At 46.6% G+C, this 17,044-nt stretch carries 16 protein-coding genes; 14 read left to right on the top strand and 2 right to left on the bottom strand.

Translation table 11 applies throughout. The features are described 5' to 3' along the window. Positions 1-11 precede the first annotated feature (11 nt). The 8 genes from INF28_RS00835 to rbsK all read left to right on the top strand — a co-directional run bounded on the left by INF28_RS00835 (position 12) and on the right by rbsK (position 6,758). Entirely contained in the window at positions 12-518 is a 507-nt protein-coding gene (locus INF28_RS00835) for a tRNA (cytidine(34)-2'-O)-methyltransferase (protein ID WP_226391564.1), read from the top strand. Next, entirely contained in the window at positions 503-1,375 is an 873-nt protein-coding gene (locus tag INF28_RS00830) for a DegV family protein (RefSeq protein WP_226391563.1), read from the top strand. The genes INF28_RS00835 and INF28_RS00830 overlap by 16 nt, the downstream gene beginning before the upstream one ends. 14 nt (positions 1,376-1,389) lie before the next feature. Continuing rightward, positions 1,390-1,920, top strand: a complete 531-nt coding sequence (locus tag INF28_RS00825; protein WP_226391562.1) for a DUF4364 family protein — start codon at positions 1,390-1,392, stop codon at positions 1,918-1,920. Between the two features lie 94 nt (positions 1,921-2,014). After that, entirely contained in the window at positions 2,015-2,851 is an 837-nt protein-coding gene (locus INF28_RS00820) for an Mrp/NBP35 family ATP-binding protein (RefSeq protein WP_226391561.1), read from the top strand. Positions 2,852-2,905: 54 nt separating this feature from the next. Beyond that, positions 2,906-3,220, top strand: a complete 315-nt coding sequence (trxA, locus tag INF28_RS00815; RefSeq protein WP_226391560.1) for a thioredoxin — start codon at positions 2,906-2,908, stop codon at positions 3,218-3,220. 9 nt (positions 3,221-3,229) lie between these two features. After that, positions 3,230-4,135, top strand: a complete 906-nt coding sequence (gene trxB, locus INF28_RS00810; protein WP_226391559.1) for a thioredoxin-disulfide reductase — start codon at positions 3,230-3,232, stop codon at positions 4,133-4,135. A 146-nt stretch (positions 4,136-4,281) separates the two neighbouring features. After that, positions 4,282-5,865, top strand: a complete 1,584-nt coding sequence (locus INF28_RS00805) for an ADP-ribosylglycohydrolase family protein (protein WP_226391558.1) — start codon at positions 4,282-4,284, stop codon at positions 5,863-5,865. Then, positions 5,862-6,758 carry a ribokinase gene (gene rbsK, locus INF28_RS00800; RefSeq protein ID WP_226391557.1) on the top strand — a complete coding sequence of 299 codons (897 nt, stop codon included), beginning with the start codon at positions 5,862-5,864 and terminating at the stop codon, positions 6,756-6,758. Before INF28_RS00805 ends, rbsK begins: the two co-directional genes overlap by 4 nt. A 150-nt stretch (positions 6,759-6,908) precedes the next feature. Here rbsK and INF28_RS00795 read toward each other — a convergent pair whose 3' ends face one another. Continuing rightward, complete coding sequence (locus INF28_RS00795; protein WP_226391556.1) at positions 6,909-8,912, bottom strand: penicillin-binding transpeptidase domain-containing protein; 2,004 nt, start codon at positions 8,910-8,912, stop codon at positions 6,909-6,911. Between the two features lie 182 nt (positions 8,913-9,094). Between INF28_RS00795 and INF28_RS00790 the strand changes: the two genes are divergently transcribed. From INF28_RS00790 to sfsA, 4 genes are all read left to right on the top strand, one after another. After that, positions 9,095-10,660, top strand: coding sequence for a DUF3794 and LysM peptidoglycan-binding domain-containing protein (locus tag INF28_RS00790; protein ID WP_226391555.1), 1,566 nt, complete (start codon positions 9,095-9,097; stop codon positions 10,658-10,660). A 215-nt stretch (positions 10,661-10,875) separates the two neighbouring features. Next, complete coding sequence (locus INF28_RS00785; RefSeq protein WP_226391554.1) at positions 10,876-11,817, top strand: polysaccharide deacetylase family protein; 942 nt, start codon at positions 10,876-10,878, stop codon at positions 11,815-11,817. A 54-nt stretch (positions 11,818-11,871) separates the two neighbouring features. Further along, positions 11,872-12,351: a C-GCAxxG-C-C family protein gene (locus INF28_RS00780; protein ID WP_226391553.1), complete on the top strand. Its 480-nt coding sequence runs from the start codon at positions 11,872-11,874 to the stop codon at positions 12,349-12,351. Further along, the gene (sfsA, locus tag INF28_RS00775) at positions 12,351-13,028 is read left to right on the top strand and encodes a DNA/RNA nuclease SfsA (protein ID WP_226391552.1); all 678 of its coding nucleotides are present in this window, start codon (positions 12,351-12,353) and stop codon (positions 13,026-13,028) included. Before INF28_RS00780 ends, sfsA begins: the two co-directional genes overlap by 1 nt. A 32-nt stretch (positions 13,029-13,060) precedes the next feature. Here sfsA and typA read toward each other — a convergent pair whose 3' ends face one another. Next, positions 13,061-14,887 (bottom strand): translational GTPase TypA, encoded by a 1,827-nt coding sequence (typA, locus tag INF28_RS00770; RefSeq protein WP_226391551.1) that lies wholly within the window; start codon positions 14,885-14,887, stop codon positions 13,061-13,063. Positions 14,888-15,163: 276 nt separating this feature from the next. Between typA and INF28_RS00765 the strand changes: the two genes are divergently transcribed. Both INF28_RS00765 and INF28_RS00760 read left to right on the top strand, forming a co-directional pair. Further along, complete coding sequence (locus INF28_RS00765; RefSeq protein WP_226391550.1) at positions 15,164-16,126, top strand: ABC transporter permease; 963 nt, start codon at positions 15,164-15,166, stop codon at positions 16,124-16,126. 14 nt (positions 16,127-16,140) lie between these two features. Next, entirely contained in the window at positions 16,141-17,028 is an 888-nt protein-coding gene (locus tag INF28_RS00760; protein ID WP_226391549.1) for a carbohydrate ABC transporter permease, read from the top strand. Positions 17,029-17,044 lie beyond the last annotated feature (16 nt).

The raw sequence follows: 17,044 nt of genomic DNA, 5'->3' as shown, positions 1-17,044 counted from the left end.
GAGCGGTCGTGATGCGGCTGCATATTGTGCTGGTGGAACCGGAAATTCCCGCTAACACCGGCAATATTTCAAGGACCTGTTCGGTCATTGGTGCGCCTTTACATCTGGTGCATCCTTTGGGGTTTGATATTAGCGAAAAGCAGGTGCGGCGGGCCGGACTAGATTACTGGGATGAACTGGAACTTCATGAATATGCCTGCTTTGACGAGGTGTTAAAAGCGTATCCCAATGGTGATTTTTATTATTGTACTACCAAAGCGCCTCGGGATTATGCAGGGGTAAACTATTGTGACAATGGTGGGAAGGAAATTTTCCTGGTGTTTGGTAAGGAGACCAAAGGGTTGCCAGAAGATTTGCTTTTGGAGCATATTGAAAAGTGCATCCGGATTCCCATGAAGGTGCACAAGCGTTCGCTGAATTTATCCAATTCGGTAGCAGTGATTGCCTATGAGGTGCTACGCCAGTTTGGATTTGAAAATTTAGAAAAACAGGGGGTATTGCCATGCTCAGAATCATGACGGACGCCGCGGCGGATATTCCGGCGGCCACAGCCAAAGAATTAAATATTGAAATCCTGCCGTTTATGATTTATCTGGGGGATAAAACTATTTGTGCGGATCGGGATTTTACCCCGGAGGAATATTATGACCTGCTTCGGCAGACGGATGAGATTCCTACCACCTGCCAAATGAGCCCAGCAGATGTGGAGTCGGTTTATCGCCGCTTGGGCGCGGACGGAGATTCGATTATCCATGTGACCATTTCCTCAAACGGAAGCGGAATCTATAATACCTCCTGTCTGGTGGCAGAGCAACTCAAGGAAGAAGGTTTTGATATTACAGTAGTGGATTCCCGGATGTTTGCCTATGTGATCGGCTATCCTGTGGTGACAGCGGCGCAGATGGCAGCGGAAGGAAAAAGCAAGGAGGAAATACTCACTTTCCTTCATATGTGCTATACAAGGGATACAGCGTATTTTGTAGTGGATGATCTGACTTTTTTGAAAAAGGGCGGAAGAATTAAGGCTACTACCATGGCCATCAGTACCATGCTTGATATTAAGCCGATTTTAAATATTAACGGTGGCCTTGTGGAGGCATACCGCAAGGTGCGAGGCTTGAAAAAAGCCATGTCAGTGCTGGTACAATATGCCCAGGAACGCATGGAATCACCAGAAAAGAATACGGTATATATTCTTCATTCCGATGCAGAGGATAAGGTAGAGATCCTTTCCAAAATGGTAGAGGAAAAGGTGAAGCCTGCTGAAATTAAAGTAATGAAAATTGGGCCGATCATCACTTCCCATGCGGGACTTGGTCTGGTGGGTATTTATTTTCCGCACCAAAAGCCGTATACTGATTATGAAAATAAGTAAAAGGCGGTGGGAAGATGTTTTTAGAGCACGATGAAATGAAGTTTGCCATTTTATATACCCTAAAGCGGCATGTGGAGCCCATGAACATGCCAGATCTGTCCGAGGTTTTGACCTGGGAAAAAGAGGTAATGGGATATTTTGATCTGGCGGTGATGCTCAACGAATTGATTGAGGACGGCTATGTGGAGAGTAAGTATTATCGCAATGACCAATGCTTTTCTCTGACTGAAAAAGGTGCAGATACCAATTCCTTCTTTTTTGAACGGGTACCAAAGAGTATTCGCCGGCGGATTGAGGAGGCGGTAGGCGCCATGAAGTTTGCCGAACAGGCAGACCCTAACGCGGTTAAGACCGAGATTTTACCGGTTGCGCCGTATCAGTATATGGCGTCTTTGCAGATGCTGGATGCAAATGAGCCGCTTTTGGAACTTCAGATTTTTGCCGGTTCCCGAGCCGAGGCAGAAAGAGCTGCCGGTATCTTGAAAAAACAGTCTGCAGACATCTATGCAGATTTAGTCCGGCGGATCGGAAAAGATAGCAAATAGACGGTTGACAGTAAGGCGACGGAAGGCTATAATATAGAGGAAATACAAGACGGCCCAAAATGGTGCCAAATCAAAGAGAACCGAGGTAGTAAAAATGAGTGAATGTACACATGACTGTTCTTCCTGCTCTGAAAATTGCGGGGATAGGACGGAGCCCCAAAGCTTTGCGGCGGCTCCCAATCAAATGAGTTCTATAAAAAAAGTGATAGGTGTTATCAGCGGTAAGGGTGGAGTGGGAAAATCCTTGATCACCTCTCTTCTGGCTTCTGGAATGCAAAAAGCAGGTTACCGCTGCGGCATTCTGGATGCGGATGTAACCGGGCCGTCTATCCCTAAGGTATTTGGAATCACCGAAAAGGCCAAAGGCAGTGAATACGGGATATTGCCCCAGGTGAGCGGCGGTGGAGTATCCGTAATGTCGGTCAATCTTCTGTTGCCCGACGATACGGATCCGGTAATCTGGAGAGGGCCAGTGATTGCTGGTACGGTGAAGCAGTTTTGGACGGATGTGGTTTGGGACGATATTGATTTTATGTTTGTGGATATGCCGCCAGGTACCGGCGATGTGCCTCTTACCGTCTTCCAGTCCCTGCCGGTTGATGGAATCGTAGTGGTGACCTCGCCGCAGGAACTGGTCTCTATGATAGTAGGAAAAGCGGTAAAAATGGCACAGATGATGGATATTCCCATTCTGGGTTTGGTAGAAAATATGAGCTATGCGGTTTGTCCCAAATGCGGTGAGAAAATTGCTGTGTTTGGAGAAAGCCGGCTTCAGGAGGTTGCGGATACTTATGGCCTTTCGGTTTTGGGTCAGCTGCCCATTGATCCGGAAACGGCAGCCGCCTGCGATGCGGGGCAGGTAGAGAATTTAGATGCGGAAAAGTGGTTGGAGCCTGCGTTTACGATGTTGAAAAAGCTTTACACGGAATAGAATTGGAATAAAAAAGGGACTCTAATAATATAAGTTGAAAAAGGAGGAAAAATTATGTTGAATGTTACAGTAGATACGTTTGAAAAAGAGGTTTTACAGTCGGAACTTCCGGTTGTTGTGGATTTCTGGGCAACCTGGTGCGGCCCCTGTAAAATGTTTGGTCCGATTTTAGAGGATTTTGCAAAGAGTGCAGAGGGAAAGGTTAAGGTCTGCAAGGTGGATATTGATGAGCAGATGCCCTTGGCCCGCCAGTATGACATTATGTCAGTGCCTACCGTACTGGTGTTTAAAAACGGTATGTTGGTTAATTCCAGCGTAGGCGTGATTACCAAGGCGCAGTTGGCAGAATTGGCCGATGTGGCGCTGTAGGATAGATCCATGAAAATATATGATACCCTAATTATAGGTTCGGGGCCGGCGGGACTGGCGGCGGCGGTTTATGCCAGCCGTGCCATGTTGGATTTTGCAGTAATCGAGCAGGCGGCAGTGTCTGGCGGCCAGATGATGAATACCTCTGAGATCGATAATTACCCTGGCTTTGCGTCGGCGGATGGGTTTTCTCTTTCTGCCAAAATGCGGGAGCATGCAGAAAGCTTGGGTGCAGGATTTATAACTGACCATATTCAGGAAGTGAAGCGGCAGGAGCAGAATTTTTTGTTGATAGGCGAGCAAGGGGAATATCTGACAAAAACGGTCATTGCTGCCTCGGGTGCCCGGCATAGAAAACTGGGGGTGGCCGGTGAAGATCGGCTGGCCGGCAAAGGCGTTAGTTATTGTGCTACTTGCGATGGAGCCTTTTTCCGCGGTCGGACGGTAGCCGTAGTGGGTGGTGGCAATACGGCGGCTGAGGATGCACTCTATCTTGCCAACCTATGCGAAAAAGTCTATCTGGTTCACCGCAGAGACAACCTTCGTGCTGGGCGCGCGTTGGCGGAACGGGTTTTGAACAACCCAAAGATCCAACCAGTTTGGAACAGCCAGGTGTTGGAAATTGACGGAGAAAACCGGGTGGAGCGGATTTTGCTTAACACTGAGGAGGAACTGATTTTGGATGGCGTATTTATTGCCGTAGGCGTTCGGCCTAACAGTGAGTGGATTCCTAGTACGGTGAGCAAGGATGAAGGCGGCTTTATCAAGGCCGACGAAACCGGTGTTACCTCTGTGCCCGGATTCTTTGCGGCAGGGGATCTGCGGACAAAAAAACTGCGCCAAATTATTACCGCCGCTTCCGATGGTGCCAATGCTGTTGCTTCCGTGGAGCATTTTTTGCAAATCAGGCGGTAGAAGCCAGGAGTGTGCCAATCATGGTACACTCCTGTTTTTATAAAACGACGCAACTTTAAGTTGCATAAAATGTATTTTGGCCTTGGTTGAGAAATGCTGCTTTATTTTGTATGATAAAAGCAGTATTTTACAGGAGGTGCTGTTGTATGAAAATTCAGAAGATGATTTATAAGCTGAGAACAGATGCAAAAATGTCTCAGGAGGGATTTGCGGAGCTGTTTGGGGTGTCAAGACAGGCGGTACAGAAATGGGAAAATGGTAGTACCGTACCGGATCTGGAGCATATTATAAAAATTTCCCGTTATTTTAACCTTTCTTTGGATGCGCTGGTTTTGGGAAACGATGCCAGAATTGCTGGAGAAATGGGAAATAAGACCATCAAGCCTGAATATGGGAACCTGCATGAATGGGAGGTATACACCTCGGATCTTTTGACGGAATACCAGCAGTCTATAGAGGAAGGACTGGATATTAAAAATTATAAAGATCTGTTTGAAGCGGTGGCAAAATTGCCGAAGGGAACGATTCGGGAACAATTTGGAGATATTCTGTTCCACATTGTATTAAATGCGGCGCAAAGGTCGGATTATGCTTATATAGAACCGTCCGGACTAGAAGAGATTCAAGCGTTGCAGAAAAAACCGTCTTTTGCGGTTTCATCTGGAGCGCCGGTTACAGAAGAAAAAATTTACGGAGCCTGGATGGGAAGGATCTGCGGCTGTATGCTGGGGAAAACGGTAGAGGGTATGAGGACGGATGAACTAATCCCCTTCTTGAAAGAAACGAGAAACTATCCCATGCACCGGTATATTTACCGCAGTGATATTAATGAAGAAATCTGTAAAAAATACAGTTTTCCTCTGGAGCTTCGGGCGTATGCGGATGAAATCGACGGTATGCCTGTGGATGACGACACCAATTATGTCATTCTGGCGCAAAAGACCATAGAGCAATGCGGCAGAGATTTCACCCCATATGATATGTCCCGGGTTTGGCTGGAAAGCCAGAGCAAGGATGCTTATTGTACGGCGGAACGGGTGGCCTTTTGCAATTTTGTCAAGGGATATGCGCCGCCGGAGTCAGCTATGTATAAAAATCCGTATCGGGAGTGGATAGGGGCTCAAATCCGGGGAGATTATTTTGGTTATATCAATCCGGGTGATCCGGAAACCGCGGCGGAAATGGCTTGGCGGGATGCCTCCATTTCCCATACCAAAAATGGAATATACGGCGAAATGTTTGCTGCTGCAATGTTGGCTTTTGCCGCCGTGGACGATAATTTAGAGCACATTATTTGGGGCGGTCTTGGTCAGATCCCGCACACCTCCCGGTTGTATGAGGGAATTGTTTCCGTTTTGGAGGATTTTCATGGCGGAGTGACAGAGAAGGAATGCTTTGACAAGATCCATCAAAGATTTGATGAATTTTCGGCGCATGACTGGTGTCATACGATCTCCAATGCGGAAATCGTTGCTGCTTCTCTTTTATATGGTGGCGGCGATTATGGAAAAACCATCTGCATGGCGGTGCAAACCGGCTTTGATACGGACTGTAACGGTGCAACGGCCGGGTCTGTTTTAGGAATGGCAAGGGGAATTCAAAATATTCCTGCGTATTGGAGAAACCCCATTGGTGATACGCTTCACACGTCCATTTTTGGGATTGGAACGGTATCCATTAAAGATAAAGTTAAAATGACAATGAAACATATTAAGGAGAAAAAAGAATGAAAAAGATTCTTGTAGTTGGCAGTGCAAATGCGGATTTGACCATACATACCTCCCGGATGCCTAAACTGGGAGAAACCATACCGGGAAATGAGTTTTCCACTGCAGCCGGTGGTAAGGGACTGAATCAGGCGGCGGCAGTGGCTAAGCTGGGCGGAGAGGTTTCCTTTTTGGGAGCAGTGGGTTGTGACACCCATGGGCAGTTGCTGCTTCATACCCTGCAGGAGTATGGAATTTCATTTCAGGGAATGGAAAGCAAAGAGGAGGCTACGGGCATCGCCTTGGTTACGGTTGCCGGCGGAGATAATTTTATTATACTCAGCCCTGGCGCTAACAATTTGGTTACTCCTGCGTTGATTGAACAGAAAGAGTCGCTCATTGCGGAGGCCGACTGTGTGGTGATGCAGCTGGAGATTCCGCTGGAATCGGTGATACGGGCCGCGGAAATTGCTGCGGCGCATGGGACGATGGTGTTTTTAAATCCGGCACCCGCCCGGGAACTGCCCGATACCTTGCTTGGTATGACAGATGTCTTGGTGCCCAATGAGCATGAAGCAGAGTCCTTAACCGGAATTTGTACCGATTCGGAAGAAGGCTGTGTATCTGCCATACAGCAGTTAAGAGGGCGGGGCGCGGAAACGGTGATTATTACCCGGGGAGAACAGGGGTGTGCTTATAATATAGGGGATAACGTCATGTTTTGCCCGGCGGAAAAGGTTCATGCGGTGGATACTACATCGGCAGGAGATAGCTTTATTGGGGCGTTGTGTGTCAAATTGACGGATGGTGCGGATCTGTCTGATGCCGTAAAATATGCGGGAAAAGTTTCTGCGGTCACGGTCAGCCGAAAGGGTTCCAGTATTTCCATTCCCTATGCGGAGGAATTGGATTTTTAAAAGAAATAATATATATAAAAAAACAAACCGCGCCCAACGGTTAAACATTTACTATGTTTAACCGTTGGGCGCAGTCCTTGTTTGTCCGGCATTTTTAAAAATTCTGTAGCGGAGGGGGGCAGTGTCAAAGGCAAAGCGAAGGCGTGTTCCTTATTCAAAAATGGATCTGACAATGGGAATTACATAGTGGCTGCCGCCGCGGTTTTTGACATCTTCGATCATGGCAACAGCAAGCCGGGGAGTGTCGCTGTCAAGGTTAAAGGCGTTGAACCAGCCAAGCTCCGTGCCGGTTTGGTCATCCTGAGACTGTTTGATTTCTGCGGTTCCGGTTTTACCTGCCAGTTTCACGCCGGAAATCGCGGCGGAATGTCCGGTACCGCCAGGATTTTCAATAACTTGAACCAAGGCGTCCTGAATGGCCTGGGCGGCATCAGGGGAGAAGGCCTGTTCTTTCAAATAAGGTGTTTCGGGTTCTTCACCATAGACCAGCCAGGGCTGGATCATGGATCCCTGATTGACAAAGGCAGAGTATATGGATGCCATATGAATGGGGTTAACCAGTACTGCGCCTTGTCCAAAGCCGCTGTCTGCAAGATCAATCTCTCCGGAAAAAGCGCCGTCTTTGCCAAAGGAAGAGGCGGTTAAGCTGAAAGTGTATGGCATGGTTTGACCAAAGCCTAAACTGCTGAGCCCCTGTGCCATAGTGTCGGCACCGATTTTCAGCGCAGCCTTAGCAAAATAAATGTTATCTGAATAAATCAGTGCATTTGTAAGGTTGGCTGCACCAGAATATTCGGTTAGGGTGGTTACTTTATAATCACCCCAGCTGGTGTCTTTCTGCCATGCAAGACCGCTGTGTCCCATATCCTCCTGGGCGCTAAGCTTGCCGGAGGTAAGGCCAACTGCACCGGTGACGGGCTTGAAAGAAGAACCGGGACAATGAGCGGCCTTGAAGCGGTTGTACATGGGCATGGCAGGATCTTCGTTCAGTCCCTGCCACTGCGATTCGGTCATGCCGTTGACAAAGGCATTGGGGTCATAGGATGGCGTGCTTACTAGCGCCAGCGTTTCTCCGTTGGTAGGATCAATCACTACGGCGCATCCCTTATCCTGTTTCATGCGGTCATACAGAGCGCTTTGTAGTCCGGTATCGATGGTCAGCTTCACATCGGTTCCGTCCTTGGCAGGACGGGCAATAATGTTACTTTTGCGTTTTCCATTTTTGTCAGCAATGTAGATTTCACAGCCGTCTTCCGCCCGCAGGGTGTCCTCGTAAAGCGCTTCCAGTCCGGTGCGGCCGATAACGTTTTGTGTGGTATAGTTTTTGTCCGGATTTTTTTCAAGGTCTTCTGCGGTAACAGCCTGGACATATCCGGTCAAGTGAGCAAAGGCTTCTCCCTGAGGATATACCCGCGCATCCGTGCTGGTAATCATGACACCGGGCAAAGCCAGAAGCTGTTCTTTCAAAGTGGAATTACCGGCAGTAATGGTGCGGACCGGGACAAAGGAATCGTCTTTGACCCAGGATGCGGACAATTTGTTTTCAATGTCTTCCGGGGTGATTTGAAGAAGCTCTGCCATGGATTTTAAAGTTGTTTCTTTGTCGGTGATTTTACCGGGTACTAGACCAACAGAATCGGCTGTGCCATCGGAGGCCAGTGGACTTCCATCGCGGTCTAAAATACTGCCCCTTTTGCCCTTGGAGGTGGTGACCCGCACCTTGTCTTCTGCGGTCAAGTCAGGAAAAATCATGCTGTCATCCCAATCAGGACCCCAGCCAAATTCCTTGTTTTTACTAAAAATCGTACTGCAGGAAAAGGAGACGTTTCCCCCTACGGTATCCATAGAAATGGTATAGGAAAGCCGGCGGTTGCGCCCCTCCTTTGTGATTTCGTCAATTTGGACCGTAATGTTTTGAGCGTCGATGCCTTCATAGATATTTTTGTTCCGGCTGACAAAAGTGTCGTGATCAACAGTACTGCGGCTGTCATCAGAAAGCCGATTGTACATCTCTTCATAGTTGCGCGCTGTTATCATGGCAGTGTATGCCATCAGACTGTCTTCCGGCTTGCTTTTCAGCTTTTCTATCAAAAAAACTGTGCCTGCGGCAGCGACAGCAAGACATAATACAATCAGTAGGATTCGTTTTTTCATGATGCATCTCATCTCCTGCATTTTGCAAATTTTTGTCGATTCAATTATAGAACATTTTCCCCGGTTCGTCAACGGCAAAAAGTTTTTGCCGGTAGTATACAGAATTCTTTATCATAAATGCAAAGGTTTGTTCATATATATGAACAAAGAATTTATACTGTTACGAAATGGGGTAATACATAATGGCGATTCAATTATTGAAGCAGGATATCAAAACCAGTGAGGTGGTAGGAGAAAAGTATAGTCAGACCATGGTGGAAAGCGATGTCATTGTTCCGGACATCAAGCCGGACATCAAAAAAGTTTTGGAGGTTAGCGGGAATATCTGTATTACAGAAAAGCTGATGCAGCAGGACAAGGTTTTGCTTCGAGGGATTGTGCGGATCACCGTGCTTTATATTCCTGAAGGAGAAGGGTCTGGCCGGTTAAAAAGTCTTTCTGCTGCGCAGGAGTTTGAACATACGGTGGACTGCCGCGGGGCAATGCCGGATATGCAGCTTTTGGCTGAGGCAGAAGCAGTTAGCTTTGACCACACGCTGATTAACAGTCGAAAACTGAATCTGCGTTGTGTGGCTGGGCTTGGTGTTAAGGTGGTGCGCCCGGTTGTTTTATCACTGACCACCGGTGCGGAAAACGGAGACAATATTGCTATGCGCCGGGAAAAGCTGCGGGTTGTAAGCAGTACAGAGGGTAAAGAGTGTAGAATTATTATAAGAGAGCAGGTAGCTTTACCGGCTGGCAAGCCACCGGTCAATGAAATGCTTAAGGTTACGGCAGTTCCATCATCTACGGAGCTGTGTATGATGGAGAATAAGGCGGTGGCCAAAGGGCAGGTGCGGGTTTGCGCTTTGTATACCGGAGAGGATGAAAATGAATCGATACAGTTTGCAGAGCATATCCTGCCGTTTACTGAGATTTTGGATATAGAAGGCGCGGCGGAAGGTATGGAAGGTGAAGTAGAATATTCAGTTCAGGACATGTATTATGAGGTGAGAGATGATGCAGACGGTGAGGCCCGGGAACTGGGGATAGAAATTGTGTTGGGCGCCCAAGTCCGGGGCAGTGAAATTGTGGAAGCAGAGGCGGTGACCGATGCGTATTCCTTAAGCGGCGGTTTAGATCTTATGGAAAAAAGATATGATTTAGAGCAGCTTTTGGATAATAGCACGGCTGAGATTTCGCACAAGGACCAGGCAAGAGTACCGTCTATGCTTCCAAAAATTAAGCAGGTTTATGATGTCAACGCTCAGGCTAGAATAGACCGGATTACAGCAGAAAACGGACAGGTGACGGCTTATGGAACCGTTCATACTTCTGTCCTTTATCTTCCGGAAGATGAAATGGTCCCAATTTCCGGCTTTGATCATAATTCAGAGTTTTCTCAGAGCTTTGCTGTACCAGGCGCAGGAAGCGATACTGCGTGTGATGCGCGGGCATTGATGGAACATGTCAGCTATACCCTTAGCGGAGATGACAGCCTGGAACTGCGGTTTGTAATCGGACTAACGGTAAAATCACTGAAAACTGGCGGGACAGTTTTGGTCGAAGATATGAAAGAATGCGAAGAAAAGGAAGAAAAACCCTGTCCATGCATTGTTTTGTATTTTGTGCAGAAAGGGGATACGCTTTGGAATATTGCCAAGCGGTATCATACCACAGTGGAAGAGCTGCGGCGGTTGAATCATATTGAAGGGGACTTAATTGTGCCGGGACAGCAACTGAAGATTTGTCGGAAAATACCTGCATAATAATGTGTGGCTTGGCGTGCCGAGTTTTGGCATGCTGGGCCTTTTTTTATTTTGATCTGAAAAAGACCATAAATCAACACGTTATTACAAATTGCTTACAATTTAGAGATTGTGTAAAAAAACTTGACTTTTGGGTTAAGATAGGTATAATGAATAGGAAGATACGAAGATAAAACAAACTTTTTAAGTGTTTCAAGGAACAAAGGAGAGATCATATGGAAAGGAAAATGTCTTATGGTAACATAAGCCGTCAAAGCGGCCGGCGTTATCAGCTGATGCTGCGCAGGAAACGGTTTCGTTTTTTGATAATATGTGCAGCAGTGGTTGCTGTAATTGCGGTTGTAGTAGGAATTTCTGTTTCTTCAGTGAAAAATGGGCAGACAGAGCAGGAGGAAGCTTCGGCAGATGCAGTTCCGGCAGCTACGCCAAAGCCGGCACCACAGATTCCACCAGCTTCGGAACAAAATAATCTGCTGAAAATTGCAGAAGATGCCGCAGGACGGGAAGGCAAGGCCTGTTATCTGACGTTTGACGATGGTCCTACAAATACAGTCACGCCGGCAATATTAGATGTGCTCAAGCAATATAATGTTAAGGCAACCTTTTTTATGCTGGGCAATATGATTGAAAAAAACAAAGACATTGCCAGACGTGTTTATGATGAGGGACATCTTTTGGCAAATCATACTTATAGCCATGATTATAAGGCGTTGTATGCCACGGGGGAGAGCTTTATAGGCGAGGTAGAAAAAACAGAGGGGCTGATCCGCGAAGTGACAGGAGAGGAACCATTTAAGCTGGTGCGTTTCCCTGGGGGCAGTTATAATGCAGGAGATCATGCGGCAGAAAAGCAGAAGTATAAAACACTGCTTCAGGAGAAAGGCTATTACTATGTGGATTGGAATGCCTTAAATGGCGATGCGGAGAGCTCTTCCCGTACAGCCGAACAATTGCTGGCCAGAATGAAAGAAACGGCAGGAAAGGATCATATTGTAGTATTAATGCATGATGCTGCCGCAAAAAAGAGTACTGCTCAGGCGCTGCCATCCATTATTGAATATTTAAAGAGTGCAGGTTATGAATTTTATCGTCTGGATCAGATCAAATACTATGAGACGGTGGAAGAGGAGGACAAGCCTGCATCCATGATTATGTAGTTTTGAGGGGCAGAACGGGCAACTGTTCTGTCCCTGTTTTGAAAAGGAGTGTGTATGATGAAAAAAACTGAAGAAGAATACCGTAAAACTGCTATGGCATTGTTTAAAGAGGGTTATAACTGTTCCCAGGCACTGGTACTGACCTTTTGCGATGATTTAGGCCTTGACCGGAAAACGGCTTTAATGATGTCCTCATCTTTTGGCGGCGGTATGGGCCGTTTGCGGGAGGTTTGTGGCGCGGTCAGCGGTATGTTCATGGTGGCGGGACTGAAATGTGGATATACTGGCCCCAAGGATCAGGAAGGAAAAAAGAAGCACTATGCCTTGATCCAGCATCTGGCTGAAGAATTTAAGAAGGAGAACCCTTCCATTGTATGCAGGGAGTTGTTGGGGTTGGCATCAGGGCCGGATGATCCCGTGCCCCAGCCCCGGACGGAAGGCTATTATAAAAAACGGCCGTGTGTTGAGCTGGTAGGCTGCGCGGCGGCAATTACAGCCCGGGAATTGGGGTTTGCACAGGAGAACTGTGGCTAATGCAGTATGATGGAGTTGTGTCCGGAAGGTTTCTGTCACGGCCAAATCGTTTTACGGCCTATATAGAAATAGACGGTAAAACAGAGTTTTGTCATGTTAAGACAACAGGGCGGTGCCGGGAATTGTTGATTCCCGGCACGGAGGTGTATCTGCAGAGAGCCTTTGGCGGCGGGAGGAAAACGGCCTTTGATCTGATTGCGGTGAACCGAGGAGATAAACTTGTAAATATAGACAGCCAGATCCCTAACCGGGTATTTGAAGAATGGGCAGAAAACGGCGGAATTCCTGGCCTTCAAAAAATCAAGGCAGAGCAAACCTTCATAGATTCCCGGCTGGATTTTTATCTGGAAGCGGGTGAAAAGAAAATTTTTGCGGAAATCAAAGGGGTAACCTTAGAGATGGAAGGTGTGGCTTTGTTTCCTGATGCCCCTACGGAACGGGGAATCAAGCATTTAAACACGCTTTGCCGGTGTATAGAGTGCGGATATGAGGCGTGGGCTGTTTTTATCATTCAAATGGAGAATGTTATGTATTTTGCCCCTAATGATCAAACCCATCTTGCTTTTGGTGCGGCACTGCGGCGTGCGGCGGAAAAAGGAGTTCGTATATTTGCACTGGAATGTGCTGTAACGCCGGATTCCATCCGGGCGGTGCGGGAGGTTCCGGTTCGGTTATAAAAAAGGAGGTCCAACAGCTTGGACCTCCTTTTTTAAGCATTTTTATTTCTGGCATTGGCTTTGGCGCGGAGCTGGTTGTTCAAAATTCGCTTTCTCAGCCGCAGGTTTTGAGGCGTAACCTCTAATAATTCATCATCTGCTAGAAACTCCAGACAGGCCTCCAGGCTCATTTGCTGAGGCGGCGTCAGCCGCAGGGCTTCATCGCTGCCGGAAGCCCGGGTATTGGTTAACTGTTTCTTTTTGCAGACGTTAACATTAATATCTTCGCTTTTGGGTGAATAACCCACAATCATACCTTCGTACACTGCGGTTCCAGGGGAGATAAACATGGTGCCGCGGTCTTGAACTTTGAATATGCCATAGCCCACAGCCTCGCCGGTTTCAAAAGAGACCAGCGAGCCGGTGTGGCGGCGGTTGATTTCGCCTTTGAAAGGCTGATAGCTGTCAAAGACAGAATTCATAATACCTTCCCCTCTGGTATCAGTCAAAAATTCACTGCGGTATCCCAGCAGGCCCCGGGCGGGAATGAGATATTCCAGCCGCATCCGGCTTCCCTGGGGGGCCATTTGAAGAAGCTCGCCTTTGCGGCTTCCCATTTTTTCCATGACCGGGCCCATAGAATCTTCGGGAACGTCAATGATCAACCGTTCCATGGGCTCACATTGTTTTCCGTCAATTTCCTTCATTAACACCTTTGGGGTACTGACAGAAAATTCATAACCTTCTCGGCGCATGGTTTCAATCAGAATCGAAATGTGCATTTCGCCTCTGCCGGCCACCTTAAAGCTGTCTGTTGTTTCGCCGTCTTCAACCCGCAGGGAAACATCCTTTAATAATTCTCGCATCAGCCGTGCACGCAATTGCCGTGAGGTAACAAACTTGCCTTCCCGTCCTGCAAAGGGACTATCGTTAACCGAAAAGGTCATTTCAATGGTGGGCTCACTGATTTTCACAAATGGCAGTGCCTCCGGGGTATCCGGTGCGGTGATGGTGTCACCAATGGTAATATCGGTCACGCCTGAAATACAGATAATATCTCCCACTTTGGCGGAGGTTACCGGAGTGCGGCCCAGACCGTCGATCTGATAGATGTTGACAATTTTGGATTTATAGGGCTGGTGTTTTTCGTGATAGTCGCAAATGACCACTTCCTGATTTTGGTGAATTTCACCCCGTTCGATCCGACCAATGGCGATTCGGCCTACATAGTCGTTATAATCAATGGAAGATACCAGCATTTGCAGGGGGCCGTTTTCGTCCCCTTCCGGTGCGGGAATGTAGTTTTTGATTGTTTCAAACAGTACGGTCAAATCTTTTCCCGGTTCATATTGAGAGAGGGAAGCAGTTCCGCTGCGGCCCGAACAGAAAATGATAGGGCTTTCCAGCTGTTCATCGCTTGCCTCAAGATCAATCAGAAGATCCAGAATTTCATCGGGAATTTCATCCAGACGGGCGTCGGGACGGTCGATTTTATTTACCACAATAATGACCTTATGGTGCATCTCCAGTGCCTTTTGCAACACAAACCGTGTCTGTGGCATAGGACCTTCCGCGGCGTCAATCAGCAGGATAACGCCGTTGACCATTTTTAAGATTCGTTCCACCTCACCGCTGAAATCAGCGTGTCCTGGGGTGTCAATAATGTTAATTTTAATGTCATGATAATAGACAGAAGTATTTTTTGCCAGTATGGTAATGCCGCGTTCCCGTTCCAGGTCGTTGTTGTCCATGACTCGTTCTTCTACCACCTGGTTTTCTCGGTAAATACCGCCCTGCTTGAGCATTTCGTCTACCAGGGTGGTCTTCCCATGGTCAACGTGGGCAATAATAGCGACATTTCTCAAATCTTCTCTTTTCATGGTTTCACTCCTTTTGTGCATACAGATTTAGTATAGCACACATAAAGAAGAATGTAAACAGCAATCATAGACAAAACTTCTTATGCCGAAAAATAGGGTTTTGTAGTGGTTTCGCAGGGAAAAACAGCAGTTTCAAGAATTTTTTTGTATGGGGGCAGATCTAGAATTGTCGGCAAGTCAAAAAAGATGAATGAAAAGTAGAATATCGTGAATGTTTTTCTCCCAAGACTGATGGTATAATGATACAAAGAGTAATTTTTATGGGGGTGAAAAATTGTGGACAGTGCAACAATGAAAAAAATGCCTGTGACAAAGAAAAAAGAACGACGAAGGCGCAGGCGGTGGCATAAAAACAAGCTTCAGTTATTATCCATGTGTACTATCCCCATGCTGCTGGTTTTTGTATTTCAGTATTTGCCTATGGGGGGCTTGGTGTTGGCATTTAAAGATTATCGTTATGACCTTGGAATTTTCGGCAGTTCCTGGGTTGGAATGAAAAATTTTAATTTTGTATTACGTTCTAATGATTTTTTCCGCATTGCAAGAAACACCATTGTATTAAATGCGCTGTTTATTATAGTAGGATTGATTGTGGCAGTGGCACTGGCAATTATGCTTTATGATGTAAAGCGCCGGATCTTTGTAAAAACATATCAAACCATTTTGATTATTCCGTATTATCTCTCGTGGGTTATTGTAGGTTATATGACATATGCCATGTTGAATCCAGCTTATGGAACGATCAATTCCATGCTGCAGATGTTTGGCCTAAATAAGGTGGATTGGTATGGAGAACCAGTGTATTGGCCGGCCATTCTTACCATTGCAAATACATGGAAGAATATGGGCATTAACTGTGTGATGTATTATGCCGCACTTATGGGGATTGACCATTCTTATTTTGAAGCGGCGGAAATAGACGGGGCAAATAAATGGCAGGTGACACGGTATATTACCATACCCTCGCTGGTACCTTTGATGACCATTTTAACAATTTTGTCCATTGGAAATATCTTCCGTGCGGACTTTGGCCTGTTTTACCAGCTGACCCGTGATGTGGGAGCGCTGTATTCTACCACAGATGTGATGGATACATATATTTATCGGGTTATGCGAAGCATAGGCGATATTCCCATGTCAACAGCGGTAGGCTTTTTGCAGTCGATCGTCGGGTTTGTTCTGGTGCTGCTGACCAACTATATTGTAAACCGGATCGAACCGGATAACGCATTGTTTTAAGGAGGCGGCGGATCATGAAAAAAAGAAAAAAATTTTTTAATACAGAACTGCTGTTTCATTTGATATTTATTCTGCTTTGTATCCTTGTGCTGTATCCTTTTTTGCTGATTGTGGCTATTTCCTTTTCTAATGAAAAGGATGTTGCCTTGGAGGGGTATAAGCTGATTCCTAAGCATTTTGATTTGTCAGCATATCGTTTTGTGTTTAAAAATCCGCAGAGTATCATTGATGCGTACAAGGTAACTACATTTACAACAGTAGTGGGAACCTTTCTCAGTGTAATTTTAATGGCAATGGTGGCATATCCGCTGTCCAAGCGGGATATGGAGGGAAGACGTTTTATTTCTTTTTATTTATTTTTCACTATGTTGTTTGCCGGGGGAATGGTTCCAAGCTATATTTTGATTACTCAGTATTTGCATCTTAACGATACCATATGGGTTTTTATTCTTCCGGGGCTGATCAATGTATGGCATGTATTTCTGCTTCGCACTTTTTTTGCGGGTATTCCTGTTGAATTAATTGAGTCGGCGCTTTTGGACGGTGCCAGTGAATACCGTATTTTTTTCACCATGATTCTGCCTCTTTCCAAGCCTGTACTGGCCACGGTGGCGCTGCTGGGGGCGCTAATTCGGTGGAATGACTGGTTTACCGCCATGCTTTATATCAATGATGAAAAACTGCTGACCCTTCAGTATCTGCTGCAGCGAATTTTGATGAATATTCAGCTGTTACAGCAGCAAGGAAGTATGTCAGCAAATGGTATCAGTGTATCGGAAATGCCGTCTGAGACGGTTCGTATGGCAATGGCGGTGATTGCGGCCGGGCCGATGCTTTTGGTTTTCCCGTTTTTCCAAAAGTATTTTGTAAGAGGTCTGACCGTTGGATCTGTCAAAGGTTAAAAACAGAAAAAATTAA

This window comes from Ructibacterium gallinarum, from assembly GCF_014982785.1.
Taxonomy (GTDB): domain Bacteria; phylum Bacillota; class Clostridia; order Monoglobales; family Monoglobaceae; genus Ructibacterium; species Ructibacterium gallinarum.
This window is presented reverse-complemented; position numbering and strand designations above follow the sequence as displayed.